Source organism: Streptomyces albofaciens JCM 4342 (assembly GCF_008634025.1).
Classification (GTDB): Bacteria; Actinomycetota; Actinomycetes; order Streptomycetales; family Streptomycetaceae; genus Streptomyces; species Streptomyces albofaciens.
The window spans coordinates 3,532,989-3,550,172 of record NZ_PDCM01000001.1 but is presented as its reverse complement, the minus strand read 5'-3'; the positions used below and the strand labels follow the sequence as shown (position 1 = coordinate 3,550,172).

Sequence of the window (17,184 nt, the reverse complement as noted above, 5' to 3'; positions counted from 1 at the left end):
TACTCCTTGGGCTGAGGGCACCGGGGAAGGCGTCAGGACCGCCGGGGCGCGCGCAGGTGGGCGCGCTGTTTCAGTTCGTCGTCGTCGACCGGGACGAGCATGGGCTGCCCGGGTACGCAGAGCATGGTGACGAGGAAGCGCAGGCGCGTGTCGGTGCGGTTGTTGCCGTCCTGGTAGTGGATGACGTCCCCGCCGGGCTCCCAGAACGTCTCCCCGGCGCGCACGACCCGCTCGCCCTCGCCTTCCAGCTCGAAGCGCATCTCGCCCTCCAGCACGTACCCGAAGGCCGGTCCGGGGTGGCGGTGCGGCGGGGCGCCCTCGTCACCGGGCGGGTACTCGATCTGTACGGTCGTCACGTGCGCGCCCTCCGGAATGGCGGGCGGGGCGGCCTCCTGCAACACGGTGAGCGCGGTCTTCCACGCCTCCGAGCGCGGGTGTTCGCGGGGATCGGGCATGGCGGGCCTCCTGGTGCCGATGCCGGTGCGCGTGCCGGTCCTGTGCGGCGGACGGAGTGGTCCGGCCGCCGCGTCCGGCCGCCGCCCCGCGACGGGTACGTGGCTCGCGGGGCTCGCCGAAGGGAGGCCCCATTGTGCGCCGGGCCCCGGCAGGCCCGGTGAGCGCCGATCCGGACATCTCCGTGGTACGGCCGCCCCGCGGCGGACCGCCTGCCTCGGCGGCAGCTCCCGGCCGGCGGTCTCCCGCACGCCCTTCCGGCGAGCCCGCCGCCCTTGCCACCACGCCCACAGTTCGTACGCCCTCCCGAGGACCGACGAAGCGCACGCCGACCGGCGCGAAACCTCACCAGCCGGAACCAAACAGAAACCAGCGGACCAGCCCATCAGTCAGCGTCGCCGCCTGTCGCGGCACCGAGTCCGGCGCGGCCGTGTCCGCCGGCTCAGAAGACGCGGTCGCGGTGGATGTGGTGCGGGATGAGATCGAGGAAGGCGTGCAGCGCGCGTGTCGGCGGTCGGGTCGCCGACACGACCACGCTGAGCGTCCAGGAGAGCCGGGCGTCCGCGAGCGGAACGACACGCACCGCGTCGCCGGCCGTCTCCGCGAACTCCGGGGGCAGCAACGCCACCCCCAGGCCGTGCGCCACGAAGTCCGCGATCGTCGTGATGTCCGAGACCTCGATCAGTACACGCCGGGACAGCTCCGCCCTCGTGAACGCGTCGTCCACGACCTGGCGTTGCCCGAAGCCCGGGGGCATGTCGACGAACGGTTCCTCCGCGACGTCCCTCAGTCGCACGCTCCTGCGGCCGGACAGCCGGTGACCGGCCGGGACGAGCAATTGGACGTCGAACTGCTTGATGGCCCTCTTCCTGAGGTGCTCGTCCTCGATGCCGGCGCCCACGAAGGCCACATCGACATGACTCTCCTTGACCCGTTCGATCAGCCCGGCGGTACCCCGCTGGGAGGTCTCGGTACGCAGCCGGACCTCGGGATGGCGCCGGTGGAAGTCTCCCGCCAGGGCGGGCACGTCGATCAGGGTCAGCCCGCCGAGAACGCCCACGGTGAGGCTGCCGCGCAGGCCCGCGGAGAGGGGTTCCACGGCGGCCCGGGCCCGGTCGAGTGCCTCGATCGCGGTGCGCGCCTCGGGCAGGAACGCCGAACCGGCCTCCGTCAGCCTGACCGACCGCGTGGAACGGATGAGCAGTTCCGCCTTCAGTTCGTGCTCCAGGGCCTTGATGCCGGCCGAAAGCGTGGACTGCGTGACGTGCAGTCGCCGGGCCGCCCGCGTGAAGTTCAGCTCCTCGGCGACCGCGAGGAAGTACTCCAGCCGTCTCTGGTCCACGCCCGCTCCCCATTCATCGGTAATCCCGATTACATCTTCGAGAACATTCGTTGGACACGATAGCCGGACGGAGCGACCGTGGTCGTGCGGGCCACCGGCCCGACCCATCGGCGGAAACGACGGCGAAAGAAGATGACCATGCGTGTACTGCTCACCGGCGGCACCGGCTACATCGGAGCCTCGGTGCTCGACCGGCTCCTCTCCGGCGGGCACCAGGTGACCGCCGTGGTCCGCTCCGCCGAGAAGGCCGGGCTGGTGCGGGCCAAGGGCGCGGAGCCGGCGATCGCCGACCTGTCCGACGGCAGCGCCCTCGAAGAACTCGCGGCCTCGCGGGACGGCGTGATCCATGTGGCCTCGCCGGGTGACGGGACCAGTGCGGCCGTCGACGAGACCGCCGTCGCGAGCATCCTGCGCGCGCTGCGGAACACGGACCGGCCGTTCGTGCACACCACCGGCGTCTGGGTGCACGGAAGCGGTTCGGCGATCAGCGAGTCGACCGCCATGAACGCCCCACGGCTCACCGCCTGGCGTGTGCCGCTCGCCGAACTGGTCCTCGGCGCCCAGGACGTCCGGACCTCAGTGATCGCACCGGCGGTGGTGTACGGCCACGGCGGCGGCCTGCTGAACCTCGTCGCCGCCGGCCCGCGGACCGGCGGCGACGCTCCGGCGCTCACCATGGTCGGGCCCGGTGACCAGCACTGGAGCACGGTGCACGTGGACGACCTGGCCGAGCTGTACGTGCTCGCGCTGGAGAAGGCGCCGGCCGGTTCCTACTTCCTCGGCGCCAGCGGCGTGAACCCGACCGTGCGGGAGATCAGCGAAGCGGTGAGCCGTGCCGCCGGTCTGGCCGGACGGGTCGCGTCCGAGCCGGTCGTACAGACGCTGGACCGGCTGGGCCTGCTCGGCGAGGCGCTGCTGCTCGACCAGCGGGCCTCGGGCGACCACGCCCGACGGGTGCTCGGCTGGTCACCCCAGGCTCCGTCGATCCTTGACGACATCGCGCGCACGGCCTTCTGACCGAGCCTCGCGCCCCTTCCCCCAGGAATCGACATGAGCACTCCCACCGCACCGCCTGGACCGGGCCGCTCCCGTACCGGTTCCGGTGTGCCGTCCTTGGGGCCCGCGCGTCCGCCGGCGCCGCGCGGCGGTTCCCTGGCCGTCGTGGCGGCCCTCGCCGTCGGCATGGTGGTACCGGTACAGGCCCGTCTGAACGGCGAGCTGAGCCACCGCCTCGACGACGGCATCGCCGCGGCGGCCATCAGCTTCTCCGGCGGACTCGTCCTGTTGTCCGCCCTCTTGGTCTTCTCGCCAGGACTGCGCGGCGCGCTGGGCCGCCTGGCCGGAGCCGCCCGCGACGGCCGCCTCCCCCGCCGCTACGTACTGGCCGGGGTACTCGGCGGCACGTTCGCCCTGGCGCAGTCCACCGCCGCGCTGGTCACCGGTATCGCCGTGTTCACCGTGTCGGCCATCGCCGGCCAGACCCTCGGCGGCCTCATCGTGGACGCCCGGGGCATCGGCGGTGGTCCGCAGCAACGCCCCGGCGCGACGCGGCTCGCGGGAGCGGCCGTCATCCTGGTCGCCGCCGTCGTGTCCGCCCTTCCCCGGTTCACCGACGCCCCAGCACCCGCTGAGATCGTCCTGCCCGCCCTGGCAGCGATGGCCGCCGGATTCCTGCTGGGCGTGCAGCAGGCCCTGAACGGGGCGTCGACCGCCGCGTCCGGCTCGCCTCTCGCGGCGACCTGGCTCAACTTCTGCGTCGGAGCGGCCTTCCTCGTCATCGTCTGGGGTGCGAAGACCCTGGTCCGGGGAGCGCCGGGGCATGCGCTGCCCACGAGTTGGTGGGTCTACCTCGGCGGTCTGTGCGGGGTGGTGTTCATCGGCGCCTCGGCGCTTCTCGTGCGCCGCATCGGTGTCCTGCTGCTGAGCATGGCCTCGATCGCGGGACAGCTGACCGGTTCGATCGCGCTGGACTTCCTGGCCCCCGCCGGCGGTCGGTCCCCTTCCGCTCTGACCGTTCTCGGCGCGCTGCTCACCTGTGCCGCCGTCTGGATCGCCTCCCGGCGCCCGCGTGACACCGACGGACGGTGAGCCACGTCCACGCCGCCCCTTTCCCCCCTGTCGAACAACGAGCAACACGGTGCCGCCCACGGCACGAAAGGAACCACCGATGTCCCACAACCAGCCGCACAACAAGGAACGCGTCCTGATCAAGGGCGCGTACCTGATGACGCAGGACGACAAGCTCGGCACCCTCGTGGGTGACGTCCTCGTCGCCGACGGCAGGATCGTCCAGGTCGGCAGCGACCTGTCCGACGACCGGGCCCTGGTCGTCGACGGTACGGGCCACGCCGTGCTGCCCGGCTTCATCGACACCCACCGCCACAACTGGCAGGGGGCGCTGCGCAACCTCGGCCCCGCCTGGACCTACCAGGAGTACCGCAGCCAGGTGCAGATCGGCCTCGGCCAGTACTTCGAGCCCCGCGACGTGCACATCGGCAACCTGGCGGCGGACCTCGTGTCCCTCGACTCCGGGGTGACGACCGTGCGGGACGAATCCCACATCAGCAACAGCCCCGGGCACTCGGACGCGGCGATCGCGGCGCACTGGGAGTCAGGCATCCGTGCCGTCTTCGACCACGGCTGGCCGTCGACGGAGGCCGAGCAGTGGCAGTTCGGCAGTGGCCGTTCGCACCCCGACGACATCCGGCGTATCCGCGACGAGGTGCTGCCCGACGACTCGGCACGGGTCACGCTCAACGCGATGCTCCGCGGACCGGAACTGTCCACACCGGAGGTGTCCGAGCGGGACATCCGGCTCGCCCGCGAGCTGGGCCTGCGCATCAGCATGCACGTGGGACTGGGTGAGTGGGGGGCGAGGCAGCAGGCCATCCGGCAGCTCGCCGAGACGGGCCTGCTGGCCTCCGACATGACGTTCGTCCACTGCTGCACCTCGACCGACGAGGAGCTGAGGATGCTGGCCGCGCACGGCGCCACCGCGTCCGTGGCCGGCGCCCTGGAGGTGTTCATGCCGGGTCTGGGCCAGCCGGCCACCAACCGGCTGCTGGCCGCCGGGGTCCGTCCGAGCCTCAGTGTGGACACCGAGACGATCGTCAGCGGCGACATGTTCGGCGTCATGCGGGCGACGCTCGCCTACCAGCAGCTGGTCCTCGCCGGTGCCGCCGGCCCGATGGACCGCGGCCCCGGCCTGCCGACCTTCGACGCCGCCGACCTGCTCTCCTTCGCCACCATCGAAGGCGCCCGGGCCGCGGGCATCGACGACCGCACCGGCAGCCTGACCCCGGGCAAGGAGGCCGACCTCATCATGATCCGCCTCGACCACCCCAACACGCTGCCCGCCACGGACGTCGCGGCCACGATCGTCGCGGGCGGCCACGCCGGCAACGTCGACCTGGTCATGGTGGCGGGCGAAATCCTCAAGGAGAACGGCGTACTGAAAGGCGGCGACGCCGTCTTCGAGGAGGCCGCGGCCTCCCGCGACCGACTGTTCCACACCGCCGGCCTGCCACTCCCCGCCTGACCCCGAACCGCCGGCCGCCCCCGCGCACACCGGCCGCTGCGGCCCTGCTCGCGAGCCAGGTCTTCGACGACCGGCTCCAGATGGTCGTCGATGTCCGCGGCCGCCGGGCAGGGGCCGGAGCAGCCGCAGTCGTATACCAGCTCGTTGCGCGACGGTTCGACGCCACGGCGCGCCGCAGATGACGGTGCCGGAAACCGTCAACGCGTACACCATGTCCGGATGTCCGGCTGGACGAGTACGGCATGGGCTTCCCGACGGGCACCGAACCGCTCGTCACCGTCCGGCAGCGCTTCGGCCTCGACCTGCCGCCCACGGAGCTGCTCAGGCGGAACCGCTCAGGCGAAACCGCTCAGACCGGAAGGCACCGTCGCCGACATCGCCCGCATCGTCCCCGTCCGGCCGGACCTGTCCCGCCCAGCCGAGACCCCATCGGCCCCATACCCACCCCCGCTCGGGCGGCCGGAACCCTCGACGGCGAGCGGCGACGCCGCCTCGTCCCCGCCCGGCCGGACCTGTCCCGCCCAGCCGAGACCCCATCGGCCCCGTACCCACCCCCGCTCGGGCGGCCTGGAACCCTCGGCGGCGAGCGGCGACGCCGCCTCGTCCCCGCCCGGCCGGACCTGTCCCGCCCGGCCGAGACTCCGTCGGCCCCGTACCCGCCCCCGCTCGGGCGGCCCAGGCCCCTCATCGGATGGCGGTGGCGCCGCGTCGGTCCCGGGCGGCCAGGCCCCGCCGCCTCGTGTGGTCTTCAGCGGTCCGCGAGAGCCCGGATCTCATCGGCGATCAGCCGGGGGTCCTCCTCCGCCATGAAGTGGCCGCAGGAGACCGTGCGGTGCCGCAGGTCCTCGGCCCAGGCGCTCCACAGGCCCTGGGCGTGGTAGCCGAGGGCCGCGCCCCAGTCCTGCTGGAGGACGGTGACCGGCATGGCCAGCCGGTTGCCCGCCGTCCGGTCGGCGGTGTCGTGTGCCACGTCGACTCCGGCGGAGGCGCGGTAGTCGGCGACGATGGAGGGCACGGCCGCCGCGGACGCGGCCAGGTAGTGGTCGCGGATGTCGGCGGGGATCGCGTCCGGGGTGTGGGTCCAGGCGTCGAGGAAGTGGGCGAAGAAGGCGTCGGCGGACGCCTGGATCATCCGTTCCGGCAGGCCCGGTGCCTGGGCCATCAGGTAGAGGTGGAACCCGACCGCGCCCGACACGCCACGCAGGGCGTCCCACATGTCCAAGGTCGGCAGGATGTCGAGGAACAGTGCCCGGGAGACGGCCTCCGGATGATCCATCGCGGCGCGGAAGGCGACCAGGGCGCCGCGGTCGTGACCGGCCAGCGTGAAGTGGTCGTGCCCCAGCTCCCTGGCGAGCCGGACGATGTCCCGGGCCATGGTCCGCTTGGCGTAGACCTCCGGACCGCTCTCGGCGGGCTTGTCGCTGGCGCCGTAGCCGCGCAGGTCGGGGCAGATGACGGTGTGGTCGGCGGCGAGGTCGGGCGCGACATGCCGCCACATCAGGTGCGTCTGCGGGAAACCGTGCAGCAGCACGACCGGGCTGCCGGTGCCGCCGACGGCGGCGTTCAGCGTGACGCCGTCGTCGACCGGCACACGGTGCTCGGTGAATCCGGGGATGCTCGGGTGGGTCACAGCGACTCCTGTGGGCTCGTGGCAGAGTGGTCGTTCCGGACCGCGCGGTCCGGGCTGTCCGGGGACGTCACCAAGGGTGCGGGCCCTGGATCAGCGATCGATGAGTGACCGGGCGGCACCCCGTGGGACGGCGCCGCCCGCGAAGGGACCGTGCCGTGGGCGTGGAGTTCGGACTGCTGGGGCCGGTCGCCGCGTGGGGTCCCGACGGCCGGCCCCGCCCGCTCGGCGCGCCCCGCCACCGGGAGGTGCTCGGCCGGCTGCTGATCGCCCGCAACCGGGTGGTCCCGGTCGGCCGGCTGGTGGACGACCTGTGGCCGGACGGTCCGCCGGCCGGCGCGGTCGGCGCGGTCCGCACCTTCGTCGCGGCGCTGCGCCGCGCCCTGGAGCCCGGGCGTCCGCCCCGGCAGCCGTCGCGGCTGCTGGTCACCGACGGCCCCGGCTACGTCCTGCGCGCCGGCCGCGACGTGGTGGACGCCTGGCGGTTCGAGGACACGGCCGCGCGGGCCGCCGCGGCGCCGCCGCACGCGGCGGTCGCCCTCTGGGACGAGGCGCTGGCCCGATGGCGCGGACCGGTCCTGGCCGACTTCCCCGCCGCCGCGTGGGCCGCCGCCGAACAGACCCGGCTGGAGGCGCTGCGCCTGGACGCCGTCGAGCGCCGCGCCGACGCCCTGCTGGCCACCGGCGCCGCCCGGGACGCCGTGGCCGATCTGCGGGCCCATGTCACCGCGCACCCGGGGCGGGAGGACGGCTGGGTGCTGCTGGCGACCGCGCTGGACCGGTCCGGCCGGCGCGGCGAGGCCCTCGAAACGCTGCGACACGCCCGTACGGCCCTCACCGGCGCGTACGGATCCGGCACCGGCACCGGGGCTGCCCTGGCGCGCGCCGAGGCCCGCATCCTCAGTGGCGCCACCGGCACCGCGGCCGAACCGGCCGGAGTGGCGGACGGCGTCTGGGACCGGGCGGCCGCCGCGTGGGAACGCTCGGTGCCCGCCCGGTCCCGGGCCCGGCTGCACGCCACCGCCGGGCTGCTGCGGGACCTCGCGGTGACCGGTGCCGACGGTCTGGAGGAGGCGCGCGAGCACCGGCGGGAACTGGTCGCGGCGGCCGAGACGACCGGGGACGCCGAGCTGGCCGCCGGGATCATCGGCTCGTACGACGTCCCGGCGGTCTGGACCCGCGCCGACGACCCGGCGAACGCCGGTGAACTCGCCCGGGCCGCCGCCCGCGCCGCCGCCCGGCTCGGCCCCGACGGCCCGCCCGCGCTGCGGGCCCGGCTGCTGTCGGTCGTCGCCGTGGAGTCACGCGGCGACGCGGCCGCCGACGCACCGCTCCCCCGGGCGGCCGACGCCCCCGCCGCCGAGCCCTGGCGGCTGCGCGCCGAACGCGCCGCCGAGGAAGCCGTCCGCCTCGCCCGGCGCCTCGCGGACCCCGCCGTACTCGCGTTCGCCCTCAACGGCGCCTTCATGCAGTCCTTCGCCACCTGCGGCTCGGCCGCCCGCCGCGAAGCCCTCGGCGCCGAACTCGCCCGGCTGGCCGTCGGCCACCACCTGCCCAGCCACGAGGTCCTGGCACGCCTCATCCGCCTCCAGGCCCTCGCCGGACTCGGCGATCTCGCGGCGGCGGACGCGGAGGCCGAGGAGATCGACCGGCTGGCGGTCCGCAACGAACGCCCGCTCGCCGGGGTCTTCACCTCCTGGTACCGGGCGCTGCGCACCTGCGAGACCGACGGATGGCCAGCGGCCCGCCCCCAGTACGCGAAGGTCCTCGCGGAAACCGCGCACTGCGGGATGCCCGGACTCACCCGGGGAGCGGCCGTCCTCGTCGCACTGGTCCCGGCCATGCGGGACGGCACCCTCCCCGCCCCCGACGACTTCACCGACCTTGACCCCGGCCCGTACCGCCCCTGGCTCGACCCCCTGCTGCTGGCCGCCTCCGGCGCCACCGAGCGAGCCCGGCAGGCGCTCGCCACCGTTCCCCGGCCGCCCCACGACCTCCTCCAGGAGGCACTGTGGTGCGTACTGGCCCGCACGGCCGCCGCCGTGGGACACGAGCGGGTCCTGCGCCGAGCTCGCGACGAACTCGCCACCGCCGACGGCGAGTCGGCCGGCGCCGGCAGCGGCCTGGTCTCCTTCGGCCCGGTCGCACACCACCTGCGGGCCGCCGACGCGGCCCTTGGTGAGCGCGGCCCGTACGGTGAGCGGCAGGAGTGAGGCGGGCCGCACACCTCCGTGCGTAGCCCGCGCGGGCCGGTATCGGTGACGGCGGCGGTACGAGCGGTCCGCCGGCACCGCGCGGACCCCGTCGATCCCTGGTCCCCGGCAGCCGCCGGAAGGAGTCGGCGTCGCTTCCACCAGGAAACCGACAGGCGAGTCCGGTCACCGCGACCGGTTCGCTCCGCGTGCCCGGACTCCCGTACTTGGCGCCGTACTCGGCGCCGTACTCGGGGCCGGGGTCGGGGCCCCGGGGCGCTCGACCCCGCCAGGTGTGGGACATCACGTTCATGATCGTCTGATCTGGACTCCGCAAGCTGGCGTCGCAATCGATCGCGCGCTAGTCAACCTGCTTTACCCACTACCGTCAACAGCCTTCCAAATCAGACAGGCGATGTCCGCTTCCGGGGGCAGGAAGGCGTTCACCAGACGGGGCGCAACGGCGGGACGGTATCGCCGGCCAGCGTGCGAACGAGCGCGGCCAGCTCGGCCCGCGGCATGGTGAGCCCCTCCCGCTGGAGCCGCACCGCCAGCTCGTCCTCAAGCTCGCGCAAAATGCCCCCCGCTACGACCAGGTGCTTCAGGGCTTGCTCGGTCAGCACCACCAGCTTGCGGCGCCCGCCGGCGGGGTGGGGCCGTCGTTGCAGGTAGCCGCTCTTCTCCAGCTCGTCGACGAGCTGGCCGGCAGCCTGCTTGGTGATCCCGAGCCGCTCGGCCAGTTCGGTACTCGTCAGTCCGGCGCCGAAGAGCGCCTGGAAGGCCAGTCCGTGCATGGGGCGCAGTTCGCCGTAGCCGGCGGCGTCGAGTCTGGACACGAACTCGGAGAGCACCAGCTGGAACGCCATGCCGAGGAGGAAGCTCAGCTCGGCTCGCTCAAGAGGGTCGTTGGTCTCCATCTCCCCCATGTTGACACGGATGAGTACAGGTACTTTACTCGCGGCGAGTAAAGCTACTTTATAAGGAGCCGAAGATGCACGTAGTGACCGAGACCGACGCGCGCACCACCCGCACCGCCGCGGCGGCCATGTTCGGCCTGGCGGCACCCAGCCAGGGCAGCACCGAGCTGTGTACCTGGCGAGTCGAGATGGCGGCCGGCAAGGAGACTCCGGTCCACACGATCGACCGCGAGCAGGTCTGGATGCCGATCTCCGGCGCCTTCGAGGTGGTCATCGGCGACGAGACGGAGATCGTCAAGGCCGGCCAAGCGGTCATGGTCCCGGGCGGCGCCACTCGCCGGCTCACGGCGCTTGAGGACGCTCAGGCCCTCGTCGCCATGCCGGTCGGCGGACAGGCCGCCCTCCCCGACGGCAACAAGGTCACGCTCCCCTGGGCCGTGTGAGCCAGACCGGAGACCGCGGCCCGGCTCACGGGCCCCGCCCATGAGGCGTGGTGCAGTCAGCACCGGAACCGGTCCGACCCGTGAGCAGCGGCGGGACTATGTGCCGGACGTGCCGGATGGGTCATACGTGTCGGGTGAGCCGGACGTGACGGACGGGTCGGATGTGTCGGATGAGCTGGATGTGCCGGACCTGCCGGATCCACCACACAACGCCGCACGCCGTCGCGGTGACGCGCCGCGGTCCGGTGACGGCCAGGCCGCGGCGAGGGGATGACCGACCGGGTCAGGTGCCGGTGAGGGCGATGGCGAGGTCCGTGATGTTCAGCGGGAACTGGCCGATGGGGGTGGCCTGGCCGGTGAAGATGTTGACGCTGTAGAGCGACGGGGTGCCGGCTCCGTACGGGGTGAGGGAGGCGAAGGCGGCGTTGTCGACGGCCTTCCCGCCGGACAGGGTGCTGTAGATGTCGATGCCGGCGTTGAGTCCGGCGTCGATGCCGAGGCTGCCGGTCGGGGCGAGTGTGCCGTTGTTGGCCGGGGACTGGAGGACGACCTGGTCGCTGGTCGTGTCGATGTCGACCAAGGTGGTCACGGTGGCGTCGCTGCGGTCGTTGTTCGTGTACGCGGCGGCCGTGACGCCCTTGGTCGTGCCCTCTGTCGGCGGAGTGGTCAGGTTGAGGTCCTGGACGGTCGTGTGGTTGTTGAGATTGTGCCGCAGATTCTGGCCGTTGTTGCTGATCACACGAAGCCGGTCGGCCGCCGGATTGAAGTCGACGCCGAACGTCGTGCCGCTCAACTCGTACTGGAGCTGGGACACCTTGGTGACCACCACGTCCTCGGTGCCCGACGGGATCTTGATCGTGTAGATGCCGCCCTTGTTGCCGACCCCGTACAACAGGCCGTCCTGCACGCGGAGGTCGATCCCGATCAGGCTCGTGTCGCCGCTGAGGCCGGCGACGGCCCTGACCCAGTCGAGGACTTGCGGCCGGTCGGTCCTGAACGCCGCCATCAGGGTGCCGTCGCCGCTGATCCCGAACGCACGCAGGCCGGGGGTGGCGGCGGGCGCGGCCGAAGCGGTACCCGGCGTACCGAGCATGAGCGCCACCGATGTGACCATGACCGTAGCCGCCGCCATGATTCTCCGTCTCGTACCTGCTCTCATCGGAGTTCCCCTCCGTGTTGTGTGAGCGCCCTCGCGCGGCGCCCGGCTGAAGATTTCCGTACGCCCACCTGTACCGATTACCGGAGTCATGCCGGAGTTGAACCCGGAACGACTGCCACGGTGTTCCCACCAGCGTGTACGCGGTTCTCATTAAGGCCGCTGGACGACTCCCGCACAAGCGGAAAAGGTGACGAGAGCGCTCCGGTCCCGGAATATTGCGCACTGTGACAAAAGCCTGGTCGCCTGCTTGCCGTCGATTCATGCGCAGTGACAAGCACCGTCCGGAATTCATCTGTCGGCCGGTACGCCCGGAACGGCATGCTCGTATCCGTGGGGAGTCTCTTCGCCGAACTGGCGCGGCAGGCGTCGGCCAACGCCCGCCGGGAGGTCGAGGCGTACACACGCGAGATCCCTGGATTCGGACTCCTGGACAAGGACACCCGGGCACGGGCCGAGACGCTGGAGCACTCGCTGTGGCTCCGACGCCGCACCGTCGAACTGTCGCCGGACAACGCCGCGTTGACCGATGGCGACCTCGGCCACATCGCGTCGATGGGCGAGCTGCGGGCCGGGGCGGGGATGACGCTCGACGTACGGCAGCGGGTGCTGCGGCTGCACACCGCGCTCATGCTGCGCGAGATCAACGAGGCGACCGAGGCCCAGCGCGGCGGCGGTGTCGAGGAAATCATGCGCATGATGACCTGGTTCGCCCCGCAGGGCGAACGCGGCATCAGCGCCTACTGCCAGGGATTCGTACGGGCAATGCGCCGCCGGACGCGGTACATCGAGCAGGTCGCCCTGTTGGTCCGGTCGCTGCTGAAAGGCGATCCCATATCGGTGGAACTCGCCTCGGCCGTCGACATGGAACTGCCGGATCACTGGGCCGTGACGGTGTTCCGGATACCGGACCGCCCGGCCGATGAACGTTTCCTGGAATACGAGATCGAAACGCTGGTGAAAAGCCATCAGGTGCCGGTCACGTGGGGGACGGAGGCCGAAAACGGAAGCAGTGAGCTGATCGCTCTGATTCCCCTGGGTTCCGACGTGGCGGGCGCGGGAACCATGCCGCCGCACGCCGTTCTCGACCTCTTGCCCGATCTCGTCCCCGACCACTTCTTCGAGCTCGTACGGGATTTCGCCCGAGCCCTCGGCAGGCCCTGCGCCGTCGGCACCGCCACCGCGCCGCTGCCCGACCTGGCCGACGCCCTCGACCGGGCCCGGCGGATCAGCCGGGCGGCCCCGCTGCGCCGGGCGTCCGCCCGGCTCCGGCCGCACACCCTGGCCGATGTGTTCGTCGAACTCGCCGTCGTGGGCGTGCCGTTCGTCGACGCATGGCTGCGTGACGTGGCCCGACGGCTGGACTCCGGCCCGGACCTGCTCATCACCCTCGACGCGTACTACCGGCACGACATGCGCCGCGGCGCCGCGGCGACCGCTCTCAACGTCCACGTCCGCACCTTGGACTACCGCCTTCGCCGGGTACGGGAACTCACCGGCATCGACCCCGGCTCGGCGCGGGGCGTGCGTACGCTCAGCGCGGTCGTCACCCGGCGCCTGTCGGGAGCGTGGCGCTGAACCCGGCGGCGACCTCCAGACCCTCGCGGGCGAGGGCGAGGTCACCGGCGGCGTGGTGGTGGAAGCATTCGATGCCGACGACCGTGGTGCGACCGGCTTCCCGAACGCTCCACCTGGTGGTGCGTCAACTACCCAGGCCGAGACATCACCGCCCGACCAGCGGGAATCGCTAAGCGCGACCGGGATTCTGAGGTGTATCCGACGGGTCGGCGAGCACGTCGTCCCTGTCAGCACTCGGATCGTCCGCTTCCTGTGGCACCACGATGAACGCCGTGCCGCCGGTCAGGTCGACACGGGAACAGGGCGGCGCGCCGTCGCTTTCGTCGTCCCGCCGTAGCAGTTCCACCTGTCGCTGCTTCAGTTCCGCCGCCTTGTTCCCGTTGACCACGGCCGTGAATTCGTCGAAGGCGATGCTCGACAGCGAAGGCCCGGAGCGTCTGCGCAGCCAGGGAATCAGGCCCAGGCCGGTCAACCACCGCCATACGCTCTCCACCAGGGCGAACAGGGCCAGCGCACATGCGAAGGCCGGAAACGACATGAGCCAGACCGTCACGGGCGGCCCCCCGCCGCCCACACCCCAGCCGCACACGTCCCGTTGATCACCATGAGGACCACTGTTGCGGGTCCGCGGCGCGCAGGGATCAGTCCGGAGGACGAGCCGCCTCCCCCATCCGGCGGAGGCGCCACGGGCCAGATCAGCGAAGTACGCTCCAGCCCATGGGTGCGTTCTTAGCGTTGTTGGTCCTGCTCGCGGTCCCCGTGGTGTTCCTGGCCGACCGTGTGCTGTTGGCGATGGAGGCCCGGGGCTGGATCTACTGGCGCAAGACCAAGCGTCTGTCGTCCATCGGCGCCGACCTGGTCCAGGAGGGCTCCCCCGGCGCCCAGGCCGTCAAGCGCGCCATGGAACAAGAACGCGTGCGCAAAAACGTCAGGCCGGCGCAGGACCCGCCCGTGCGGGTGGACCTGGACACCGGCACCGTGCACATCCGCCGCACGGGCCACAACGGACAGGAACAGGCGCCTCCACGCTGACCGCCTGCTGGCCGACGGGCGCGGCTCCTGCCGGGAGGGGCATTTGGGCGGTGCGCGATGGACTCATGGGCTCGTCGCCCAGACCAGCACCATGTTCCCGCCGAGCTGCCGGTGGGCGGCTCGGAGAAGGCCGCGGTAGTCGCTCCAGGCGAAGGACTCACGCCCATCGGAACGGATGTCGGCGCGCGGCCGACAGATCAGGCGAGTGGGGTGGGCGGGCTCTTGGCAGAGCAGGGCGGCGACCGACAGGCGGGGGCGCCGGGAGCGGTCATGGAGCCGGGCGATCGGGGTGCAGCCGCGGCGACTCCAGGTGCCGGCCCTCCACCAGGTCAGGAACCGGCGGTGGGCGGAAGATTTCAAGGTGCCGAAGCATGGCGGCAGAGCACGCCAGGCACGGCCGCTGATCAGCAAAATCCACTTCGCCTGGGACGGGCGTCGGCCGCCCGCTCGCCTTCACGCTCACGGGCAGGAACACCAACGGCTGTACCCAGTTCACCACGGTCACGGAGGCGCTACGGGTGCCCCGCTTGGGCCCGGGACGGCCTCGGATGCGACCCTCGCAGTCCTGGGCGACAAGGGCCACAGCTCGAAGGCGCTCCGTACCTGGCTCCGTCGGCGCGGCATCAGCCACCCCCTTCCCGAGCGAGCCGATCAGGTCCGGGGAAGTAACGGGTGCCGACGCCGTCAGGGCCCGCAGTGAGTCCACAGTACGGTTCGTGACCTTGCCGATGATGATGGTGAGTTTCAGCGTTCCGGTTCCACCGGCACTGTTTTCGTTTGCACACAAGAGCCCCCCGATGAACTTATGGTCCGTTCTCGCCTATTATCCTCACGGGAGGAGACAGTTCTATTCGAACCGGCGGCTCTTTGGGTCCGGCACTGACCATGCCGAGTGGAACGTTTCAGTTTCAATGACCTACCGTCAGGCTCAAGCTCGCGCGGCATTTACAGGCGCGCGACGGGGGATTGGGAAGTGATGCGGCACCTCTTCGGGGTCCTCGGGCCCTTGCGAATCAGCCATGCCGACGAGGCGGTCGTCCTGCCGTCGTCGAAACCGACCATGCTGCTCGGCGCCCTGTTGCTGCATGCCAACACCGGGGTATCGCAGGAGTACCTGCGCCGGGTCCTGTGGGGCGACGAACCGCCGGCGGCCGGCGCCTCGGCCATCCACGCGACCATGTTGCGGCTGCGCAAGCTGCTGGAGAAGTACGGGCTGAACAGTGCTGGTGGCAGCGGGATAGAGACCGTTCCAGGCGGTTACCGGATCCTCGCGGACGCGGACACGCTGGACCTGCTCGCCTTCCGGGACATGGTGCGCAGAGCCGGGGAGTGCGACTCCGCCGACGCCGAGCTGGGCCTGCTGCGCCGGGCCTTGGGCTACTGGCGGGGCGCCCCTGTGGCGAATGTCAACTCGCCCGTACTGCGCACCTCGGCCGTGGCCGCGTTGATCGAGGAGCGGATCAACACGCTGACGCGTTGTCATGAGATCGAACTCGCCCGCGGAAACTGTGCGGCCATCGTCCCGCAGCTGCGCGCATTGACCGCGGAGTATGCGGGCGATGAAAGGCTGGCCGCGCAACTCATGGAGGCGCTCTATCGGTCGGGGCGGCAGAGCGAGGCCCTATCCGAATACCAGTCGGTAAGGCAGTACCTCCGGGAAAATTTTGGTATCGACCCGGGTCCCGAATTGCAAAGAATGCATCTAGCCATCGTCAAGGGCGAGGGTTTGGGAAGCGTTCCGGGGCCCGCAACGGAGCGAGAAAGGGCGGCGCCGGCGGGCGCCGCACCGGGCCGGTCGCCGGCGCCGCCGCCCGCCGAACCCGCCGATTTCTGCGGCCGGGACGCGGAACTCACCGAACTGACCGGATTGCTGGCCAAGGAGCAGGCCCGGCGGACCGTGATCGTCTCCGGGCTCCCGGGCGTCGGCAAGACCGCGCTCGTCCTGCGCCTCGCCCGCCGGATCGGAGCGGACTTCCCCGGCGGCTGGCACTTCCTGGACGCGGCCGACGCCGCAGGCGTCGGGGTCCCCGCCATGCCGGAACGTTCCCTCGTCGTCCTCGACGGAGTGACCTCCAGCGCGCAGGTGCTGCCCGTCCTGGACGCGGTGACCGGCCACAGCGTCCTGGTGACCAGCCGCCACAGCCTCGCCGACCTGGCAGTCAGCCGAGGCGCCAGCGTGTTCCGGCTGCGGCCCTGGCAGCGTTCGGAGTCGCTGGAGTTCCTGGCCACGACGCTCGGCGAGCGGGTGACCACGGCCGACCCGCAGGCCGCTGACGAACTGGCCGCCCTGTGCGGAGACCACCCCATCGCACTGCGCCTGGTCGCCACCCGGATGCTGCTGCGCCCCAGCCAGGACATCGCCGCCGCCCTCGACCGAGCCCGGTCCTCGTCCCTGGCCGAGCTGACGGTGGGCGGTCCGCAGGGAACCTCGGCCGCCCGCGCCTTCGACGACTACCTCGCCACGCTCCCGTCCGGCGCCGTACCCGCCCTGCGACGGCTGGCCGAGGCGCCGCGGGAGTGCCTCACGTTCGCCGAGTGCGCGGACCTGCTCGGCGGAACCGAGAGCGAACTGCACCTGCTGCTCGACCAGTTGATCGAGGCCAGCGCCCTGGACTACTGGCCGGGCGGCGGATACCGCCTGCACGGCCTGCTGCGCAGCCACCTGCGCGGCGCCCTGCGACCACAGGGCCAAGCGGCCGCCACGGCCCCCGCGCGCTAGCGCTCCGCCCGGCCGCGGCGCCCTCGCACACCACTTTCCAGCACGTCACACCGACGTCATCACGTCACCCCAGCCCGCCCACGCCAGTACCGACGCGGTCGCGTGCCCGTGGAGCGGCTCCCCATCCCAGAAGGGACTGACAGACATCGTGTCCACATCAGCAACGCCACCGGTGATTCCGTTCGCA

General features: G+C 71.9%; 14 protein-coding genes and 1 pseudogene. 8 read left to right on the top strand and 7 right to left on the bottom strand.

Going from position 1 to position 17,184, the window contains the following annotated elements; translation table 11 throughout:
- Positions 1-32: 32 nt before the first annotated feature.
- Positions 33-455, bottom strand: coding sequence for a cupin domain-containing protein (locus tag CP973_RS16045; protein ID WP_150241285.1), 423 nt, complete (start codon positions 453-455; stop codon positions 33-35).
- Between the two features lie 440 nt (positions 456-895).
- Positions 896-1,795, bottom strand: coding sequence for a LysR family transcriptional regulator (locus tag CP973_RS16040; protein ID WP_150241283.1), 900 nt, complete (start codon positions 1,793-1,795; stop codon positions 896-898).
- A 138-nt stretch (positions 1,796-1,933) separates the two neighbouring features.
- Here CP973_RS16040 and CP973_RS16035 point away from each other — a divergent pair, with 138 nt between their 5' ends.
- From CP973_RS16035 to CP973_RS16025, 3 genes are all read left to right on the top strand, one after another.
- Positions 1,934-2,812 (top strand): NAD-dependent epimerase/dehydratase family protein, encoded by an 879-nt coding sequence (locus CP973_RS16035; protein WP_244409522.1) that lies wholly within the window; start codon positions 1,934-1,936, stop codon positions 2,810-2,812.
- Between the two features lie 33 nt (positions 2,813-2,845).
- Positions 2,846-3,883, top strand: coding sequence for a DMT family transporter (locus CP973_RS16030; RefSeq protein WP_150241278.1), 1,038 nt, complete (start codon positions 2,846-2,848; stop codon positions 3,881-3,883).
- A gap of 79 nt (positions 3,884-3,962) precedes the next feature.
- Positions 3,963-5,333 carry an amidohydrolase family protein gene (locus CP973_RS16025; RefSeq protein ID WP_150241276.1) on the top strand — a complete coding sequence of 457 codons (1,371 nt, stop codon included), beginning with the start codon at positions 3,963-3,965 and terminating at the stop codon, positions 5,331-5,333.
- A gap of 748 nt (positions 5,334-6,081) precedes the next feature.
- Here CP973_RS16025 and CP973_RS16020 read toward each other — a convergent pair.
- Positions 6,082-6,963: an alpha/beta fold hydrolase gene (locus CP973_RS16020; protein WP_150241274.1), complete on the bottom strand. Its 882-nt coding sequence runs from the start codon at positions 6,961-6,963 to the stop codon at positions 6,082-6,084.
- A gap of 155 nt (positions 6,964-7,118) precedes the next feature.
- Here CP973_RS16020 and CP973_RS16015 point away from each other — a divergent pair, with 155 nt between their 5' ends.
- Positions 7,119-9,173, top strand: coding sequence for a BTAD domain-containing putative transcriptional regulator (locus tag CP973_RS16015; RefSeq protein WP_150241272.1), 2,055 nt, complete (start codon positions 7,119-7,121; stop codon positions 9,171-9,173).
- A gap of 422 nt (positions 9,174-9,595) precedes the next feature.
- Here CP973_RS16015 and CP973_RS16010 read toward each other — a convergent pair whose 3' ends face one another.
- A complete protein-coding gene (locus tag CP973_RS16010) occupies positions 9,596-10,069 on the bottom strand; it encodes a MarR family winged helix-turn-helix transcriptional regulator (protein ID WP_150241270.1) in 474 nt (157 codons plus the stop codon).
- Positions 10,070-10,143: 74 nt separating this feature from the next.
- On the opposite strand from CP973_RS16010, the gene CP973_RS16005 reads away from it, so the two are divergent.
- The gene (locus CP973_RS16005; RefSeq protein ID WP_150241268.1) at positions 10,144-10,512 is read left to right on the top strand and encodes a cupin domain-containing protein; all 369 of its coding nucleotides are present in this window, start codon (positions 10,144-10,146) and stop codon (positions 10,510-10,512) included.
- Positions 10,513-10,795: 283 nt separating this feature from the next.
- On the opposite strand, the gene CP973_RS16000 is transcribed toward CP973_RS16005, so the two are convergent.
- Positions 10,796-11,644 (bottom strand): DUF4394 domain-containing protein, encoded by an 849-nt coding sequence (locus CP973_RS16000; RefSeq protein ID WP_150241266.1) that lies wholly within the window; start codon positions 11,642-11,644, stop codon positions 10,796-10,798.
- Between the two features lie 357 nt (positions 11,645-12,001).
- Between CP973_RS16000 and CP973_RS15995 the strand changes: the two genes are divergently transcribed.
- A complete protein-coding gene (locus CP973_RS15995; protein WP_244409521.1) occupies positions 12,002-13,246 on the top strand; it encodes a PucR family transcriptional regulator in 1,245 nt (414 codons plus the stop codon).
- A gap of 169 nt (positions 13,247-13,415) precedes the next feature.
- On the opposite strand, the gene CP973_RS15990 is transcribed toward CP973_RS15995, so the two are convergent.
- A complete protein-coding gene (locus CP973_RS15990) occupies positions 13,416-13,799 on the bottom strand; it encodes a DUF6191 domain-containing protein (RefSeq protein ID WP_150241262.1) in 384 nt (127 codons plus the stop codon).
- A 164-nt stretch (positions 13,800-13,963) separates the two neighbouring features.
- On the opposite strand from CP973_RS15990, the gene CP973_RS15985 reads away from it, so the two are divergent.
- Positions 13,964-14,278, top strand: a complete 315-nt coding sequence (locus tag CP973_RS15985) for a hypothetical protein (protein ID WP_150241260.1) — start codon at positions 13,964-13,966, stop codon at positions 14,276-14,278.
- Positions 14,279-14,545: 267 nt separating this feature from the next.
- Here the strand turns inward: CP973_RS15985 and CP973_RS40420 are convergent.
- Positions 14,546-14,689: pseudogene (locus tag CP973_RS40420) on the bottom strand (IS5/IS1182 family transposase); the annotation flags it as partial.
- 595 nt (positions 14,690-15,284) lie between these two features.
- Between CP973_RS40420 and CP973_RS15975 the strand changes: the two are divergent.
- Positions 15,285-16,997, top strand: a complete 1,713-nt coding sequence (locus tag CP973_RS15975) for an AfsR/SARP family transcriptional regulator (RefSeq protein ID WP_167538342.1) — start codon at positions 15,285-15,287, stop codon at positions 16,995-16,997.
- Positions 16,998-17,184 lie beyond the last annotated feature (187 nt).